Annotated in this window: 4 protein-coding genes; 2 read left to right on the plus strand and 2 right to left on the minus strand. The window is 33.5% G+C overall.

Annotation, left to right across the window (positions count from 1 at the left end; genetic code table 11):
• The first annotated feature begins 99 nt into the window (after window positions 1-99).
• The gene (gene ppc / locus FC37_RS09885) at window positions 100-2838 is read left to right on the plus strand and encodes a phosphoenolpyruvate carboxylase (RefSeq protein ID WP_056945646.1); all 2739 of its coding nucleotides are present in this window, start codon (window positions 100-102) and stop codon (window positions 2836-2838) included.
• A gap of 63 nt (window positions 2839-2901) precedes the next feature.
• On the opposite strand, the gene FC37_RS09890 is transcribed toward ppc, so the two are convergent.
• Both FC37_RS09890 and FC37_RS09895 read right to left on the minus strand, forming a co-directional pair.
• Complete coding sequence (locus FC37_RS09890) at window positions 2902-3192, minus strand: TraX family protein (RefSeq protein WP_025006455.1); 291 nt, start codon at window positions 3190-3192, stop codon at window positions 2902-2904.
• 433 nt (window positions 3193-3625) lie between these two features.
• On the minus strand, window positions 3626-4849 hold the full coding sequence (locus FC37_RS09895) for a metallophosphoesterase family protein (protein WP_025006454.1): 1224 nt from the start codon (window positions 4847-4849) through the stop codon (window positions 3626-3628).
• 153 nt (window positions 4850-5002) lie between these two features.
• On the opposite strand from FC37_RS09895, the gene FC37_RS09900 reads away from it, so the two are divergent.
• Window positions 5003-6355, plus strand: coding sequence for an FAD-dependent oxidoreductase (locus FC37_RS09900; protein WP_056945647.1), 1353 nt, complete (start codon window positions 5003-5005; stop codon window positions 6353-6355).
• Window positions 6356-6408: the final 53 nt, after the last annotated feature.

Here is a 6408-nt window from a genome sequence, read left to right on the forward strand (position 1 = left end):
AGATCAAAAGGAAAGCTGAAATTGCTTTCCTTTTTTAATTCATTTTTTACACTTTTCATGGTATTTTAGTCTTAGTAAAAGTAGAAAGGAATTTCGGACATGACTGTTAAAAAATTAGAGAATAGCAGCGATGTAAATGTAGTGACTGAAGAAGTTAAGATTTTAACCGACTTGCTTAACGAATCTACAGAACAATTAATTGGTAAAGAACTTTTTACTAAGATTCAAAATTTAATTAAGATTTCTGCAAATAAAAATTATCAAGAACTTGAAGATCAAATCGCCAGTTTAGATAATCGTGAAATGATCGTCGTTGCTCGTTATTTTGCTACATTACCACTTTTGATTAATATTTCAGAAGACGTGGAATTAGCCAGTAAAGTTAATGTATTGAACAATACTGATCAAGATTACTTGGGGAAATTAAACGACACTATTAATATTGTTGCGCAAAAGAAGAATGCCAAAGAAATTTTGGAAAAGGTAAATGTAGTACCTGTTTTAACTGCACACCCAACTCAAGTTCAAAGAAAGACTGTGCTTGAATTAACGGATAAGATTCACACTCTCTTGCGTAGTTATCGTGAAGTTAAAAATGGCATTATCAATCGTGATGAATGGACAGAAGAATTACGTGCTTGCATCGAAATTTTAATGCAAACGGATATTATCCGTGGCCATAAATTGAAGGTATCCAACGAAATTACCAACGTATTGACTTACTATCCTAAGTCCTTAATTCCTGCAATTACTAAGTTTACTGCTCGTTATAAGGAATTAGCTAAAAAGCATGGCTTGGATATTGCTAATGCTACACCTATTACAATGGGGATGTGGATCGGCGGCGACCGAGATGGTAATCCATATGTTACTGCAGATACTTTGAAATTAAGTGCAACACTTCAAAGTCAAGTCATTTTTGAATATTACATCAAACAAATCAATCAACTTTATCGTTCGATTTCTTTATCCACTTCTTATATGAAGCCTTCAACTGAAGTGATGCATTTATCTGAATTATCAAATGATGATTCGCCATTCAGAACTAATGAACCATACAGACGTGCTTTCTACTATATTGAAAGTCGTTTGGTTCGTACTGAACAAAAATTACTAAATATCACTAATCAACATAGTTTCCTTAAAGAACGTGATCTTGAACATTTAGATCAGATTCCTGTTTATGAAGATGCGCAAGAATTTAAAGCAGACCTAGAAGTTATTAAGCGTTCATTGGAGGAAAATCGCGATCAAGCAGTAGTCAAGAGTTACTTCACTGAAATTTTAGAAGCAATTGATGTTTTTGGCTTCCATTTAGCTACAATCGATATGAGACAAGATTCTAGTGTTAATGAAGCATGTGTTGCAGAACTACTTAAGAGTGCAGAAATTTGTGATCATTATAGCGACTTAAGCGAAAAGGAGAAGGTAAGTCTTTTACTTAACGAATTGAATAATGATCCTCGTAATTTGCACTCAAATAACAAGCCTAAATCAGAATTATTGCAAAAAGAATTGAAGATTTACAAAACTGCTCGTGATCTTAAGGATCGTTTAGGCGAAGATGTGATCAAGCAACATATTATTTCTCATACTGAAAGTGTTTCAGATATGTTGGAACAAGCAATCATGCTCAAGGAGTATGACTTGCTCGACAACGAAAATGCTCGAATTCAAGTTGTACCTTTATTTGAAACCGTTGAAGATTTAAACAATGCACGTGATATCATTAAAGAATACTTGAATTTAGGTATTGTTAAGAAATGGCTTGCTTCTCAACACAATTATCAAGAAATAATGTTAGGCTACTCAGATTCTAACAAAGATGGTGGCTACTTAGCTTCATGCTGGAATCTTTACAAGGCTCAAAAAGATTTAACTGCTATCGGTGAAGAATTAGGCATTAAGATTACTTATATGCATGGCCGTGGTGGTACTGTCGGTCGTGGTGGTGGTCCATCTTATGAAGCAATTACCGCACAACCATTTAAGTCAATCAATGATCGTATTAGAATGACTGAACAAGGCGAAATTATTCAAAACAAGTACGGCAATAAAGATACTGCATACTATAATTTAGAGATGCTAGTTTCAGCCACAGTCGATCGTATCACTTCTAAACAAATTGTTAGTGAAGACCATATTGCAGATTTCCGTTCATCAATGGATAAAATCGTTACTGAAAGTAATGAAGTTTATAAGAAATTAGTCTTTGAGAATTCAAACTTCTTAAATTACTTCTTGCAAGCAACACCAATTAAAGAGATTTCAAATCTTAATATTGGTTCACGTCCAGCTTCGAGAAAGAAACTGTCTGACTTCTCAAGCTTAAGAGCTATTCCATGGGTATTTTCTTGGTCACAAAGTAGGGTAATGCTCCCAGGCTGGTATGGTGTAGGTTCTGCCTTTAAATACTTTATCGATGCTGATCCAAGTAATTTAAAAGAATTACAGATGATGTATCAAGGCTGGCCATTCTTCCATTCATTACTTTCTAATGTGGATATGGTTTTATCAAAATCTAATATGGAAATTGCCAAGCAATATGCTGAACTATGTCAAGATAAAAAGACAAAGTCAGTCTTTGACATTATTTATCAAGAATGGAAATTGACTAGACAAATCATTCTTCAAATTGAAGGACACGATGATCTACTTAATGATGCACCCAAATTGAAGAACAGTTTAGCAGCCAGAATGCCATATTTTAATATTTTGAACTACATTCAACTAGAAATGATCAAACGTGATCGTGAAGACGAAATTCAAGGCGTCTTCCAAAGTATCATTCCAATTACTATTAATGGTGTGGCCTCAGGACTTCGTAATTCGGGATAGAATTTTTATATTAATAATTAAAAATAGGATGATTGTATATAAAAACTACAATAATCCTATTTTTTAGCCTAATAAGCAATATTTAAGCATCATTAAAATCCACAGATGTGCTGGATAGACAATATAGAAGAAATATTTAGTTAGCAAACTCTTTTTGCCTCGCTTACCATTGTAAAGAAGTATAAATGGGATGACAGCAATCATCATCCACTCACTATCAAAGGTTAGGGAAGAGTATAAACTAATGTTAGCGACTTGAGCATTATGAATTGCTTTAATTAAAATCAAAAAACACCAAATAAAAATGCCAATTGATTCGACTGTCAACTTATGATAAGCAAAATAGAAGATCAATAAAACTGGTAAAAGATATAATCCACCTTCAAAAGGTAAGCTAAAAATTCCTAAGATAATTGTTAGAAGTAAATAGCACCGCGCTTTTTATTTTCTCTAAATAATTCTAAACTCCAAATTAATCCTAAAAAAATTGTCAAAGTGACTAAGATATTGTTACCTTCTAGGATTGAATAAATAGGTATTAACATGGTCGAAAATCATGAAAATAACAGCTATTGTCTTTAATTGATTACCATCCAAACTAAATATTTTTTTATTCATCTCATCATCCTTTATTGAATTACTTTGATAATTATTATCCTGTATTATTTAAGCGATACAATAAAAACTTAAAACGAGATAAATAGTTTTGATACATATGTCTATGAATCCAAGACTACATCCAATATATTTTTTACCTCTTTAAAATTATTTTGATGGGAGAATTAATCTAAAAATCAATATCTAAATGCCAACTATCTTGATTTACTGCCAGTAGTGAATCAAGATAGTTTTTCATTTCCGGTAATTTTTGAGCAATTAGCTGGTAAGCATGATTAGTTTTAAGTTGAGCTTTTTGTTTTTCAGAATAGTTGCTTTTTCCAATAAAGAAATTCCAGTTTAATTCATCAATAAATTGAGTTATTGCTGTTTGTTCATCTCGATCAGTTATTGCTTTATAGAGCCAGCTCATTTGAGTGTGATTGGTGAAATTAAATAGCCCAGCTAAATATTGATGAAAATTCTCGGTTGGTAATTCTACTTTTTCCTTATCAGTTAAATAATTTGTCATGTTAAAACTGTGACGCTGGTAAGAAAAGCGAGCAGGTGAGAGATCAACAACTCCATAGCCTTGGTCTGTCATGGCAAAACAAGAACTAGCTATATCTGGAGTTGAACAGGAATTACCGCGAACGATATTCTGCGCATGAATATGTCCAGAAAAAACAGCGGTCACTTTATATTTAGTGCATAATTTTTGTAACTCTGACGTATTATCCAGAGTATAACCACCATGAATAACCTGATTATGGTCATATAAATTATGATGCATAAATATTAAACTGCGTTGATTGTTCTTTTTAGCTTTTTCTAAATCATTTTCAAGCCATTGCAATTGTTTGGAGGATATTCTTCCATTAGTAATTGGAGTAAGTCCTTGATGACTGTAAATATTAGAATCTAAAAAGATTAAGTGATACTGGCTATTTAAATTCACACTATAAAACAATTCTGCACTATCAGTATTTTTATAACCGTCTGGAAAAATTGCTTTCCAGTCAAAAGGACTAATTTGTTGTGCGTACAATTCCTTTTCATTTTCAAACTTACGGGCCCAACCATCATAAATGTCATGATTTCCAGGTACAACAAAAAGATGAACACCAGCCGCTTTTAACGGAGAAAAAATAGATCGTAGTTTTTTAGCTGATGCTAATTCACCGTTAAAGGTTAAATCGCCGGTAATAATTAGTGCAGTAGACTTGTCTTCAATTATTTTGCGAGTAAAAGCTGTTAAAGCTATTTCTTGATAATCCAAATCTTTTCCAGCACTCGTATCTCTCATCCGTTGAAAGGCTGATCCATTATCATGCAATTGATTGGCAATTAAGTGAGTATCTGAAATGATAAATAATTTTGCATGATCTTTATCTGTAATAAATTTAGCAACCATTAAATCACCTTCTTAGAATCAATTATAATGGAATTCTTTTGTGAACATAAATTATCTAGCTCTAAGTCATATCAATTAACTTTGGTAACAGTAAGTGTTAGGGTAAAAGTGTTACAAAGCCAACATTCAATCTAAAAAGTTAGGAGGATTTTTATGGATAAGAGAAAAATAGTTATTATCGGAGCTTCTCATGGTGGTCATGAGGCCGCTTTTGAAATTTTGAATCACTATGACAACGTTGATGTCACCGTTCTAGAACAATCTGATTATATTTCATTCATGTCTTGTGGAATGAAGCTTTATCTTGAAGGTGAAACTACTGGCATTAATGATGTTCGTAATTTCAGAGCCGAGGATTTAAAGAATAGAGGCGGCCACATGTATAACAATACTAAGGCCACCGCAATTAATACTTACACCAATACTGTAACTGCCGAAAATGTTAAAACAGGAGAAAAGAAAGATTTTCATTTTGATAAATTGATTATTTCATCTGGTGTAAATCCAGCGAAGCTTTCAGTACCTGGCAGTGACTTAAAGAATGTTCTTTTAATGCGTGGTTACGACTGGGCAAAAGAGATTGAAGTAGCTAAAAACGATGATAGTATTAAAAACGTAGCAATCATCGGCGCTGGTAATGGAATTGCTGCAGCAGAAGTTATGCGCAAAGCTGGCAAGAACGTAACTTTAATTGATGGTGGTAAGAAGCCACTTGAGAAATATTTAAACAATACCTACACTGATGTTTTTGAAAAAGTTTTAACTAAAAATGGCGTTAACCTAGCAATGGATACTATGGTTAAGGGCTTTTCTGGTAACGGACGTGTTGAAGCAGTTAAAACTAATCATGGTGATATTCCAACTGATTTAGTAATTGAAGCAATTGGAGTTAAGCCAAACACAGATTGGCTTGATGGCACTATTGATCTTTATGACAATGGTTATATCAAGACTGATGAATACTTTAGAACCAATGTACCAAATATTTATGCAATTGGGGATGCCGTATTCCCATATAGTATTCCAGCTAACCGTCGGGTTCCAATCCCATCTGCCATTGCTGCTCGTCATGAAGCACAATATGTTGTTGAGCACTTATTTGAATTAACACCATCCAGACCATTTACTGGAATTGTTGGTGCACAAGTGCTAGAAGCATTTGGCATGCATGCTGTAACTACTGGTTTAAACAAGAAGAATGCAGAAAAGGCTGGTATGGATGTGGCAGAAATTACATTGAAGGATACCTTGAGACCAGATTACATTCCAGCAGACAAGAATCCAGAAATTTACATTTCATTGGTCTATGACAAGAACAGCCATCAAGTTTTAGGTGGCTCCACTTTGTCGACATATGACATTACAGGTCAAGCTAACGTATTGTCTCTTGCAATTAGAGAAAAATTGACGTTAGAAGATTTAGCTGAAGCTGATTTCTTCTTCTCACCAAGTTTCGATCGTCAATGGAACATGGTAAACTTAGTTGCACAAAAAGCATTAGGCTAGAGACTGTAAAATAGTTTGTGTAAGGATGAATGATTCCTTAAATTTATTTCTTT

Origin of the sequence: Lactobacillus gallinarum DSM 10532 = JCM 2011 (assembly GCF_001434975.1) — a bacterium.
Lineage (GTDB): Bacteria > Bacillota > Bacilli > Lactobacillales > Lactobacillaceae > Lactobacillus > Lactobacillus gallinarum.

Bases quoted from the DNA above. Each gene is read 5' to 3' on its own strand.
- FC37_RS09900 (WP_056945647.1), top strand. From the start codon at position 5,003: ATGGATAAGAGAAAAATAGTTATTATCGGAGCTTCTCATGGTGGTCAT.
- ppc (WP_056945646.1), top strand. From the start codon at position 100: ATGACTGTTAAAAAATTAGAGAATAGCAGCGATGTAAATGTAGTGACT.
- FC37_RS09895 (WP_025006454.1), bottom strand. From the start codon at position 4,849: ATGGTTGCTAAATTTATTACAGATAAAGATCATGCAAAATTATTTATC.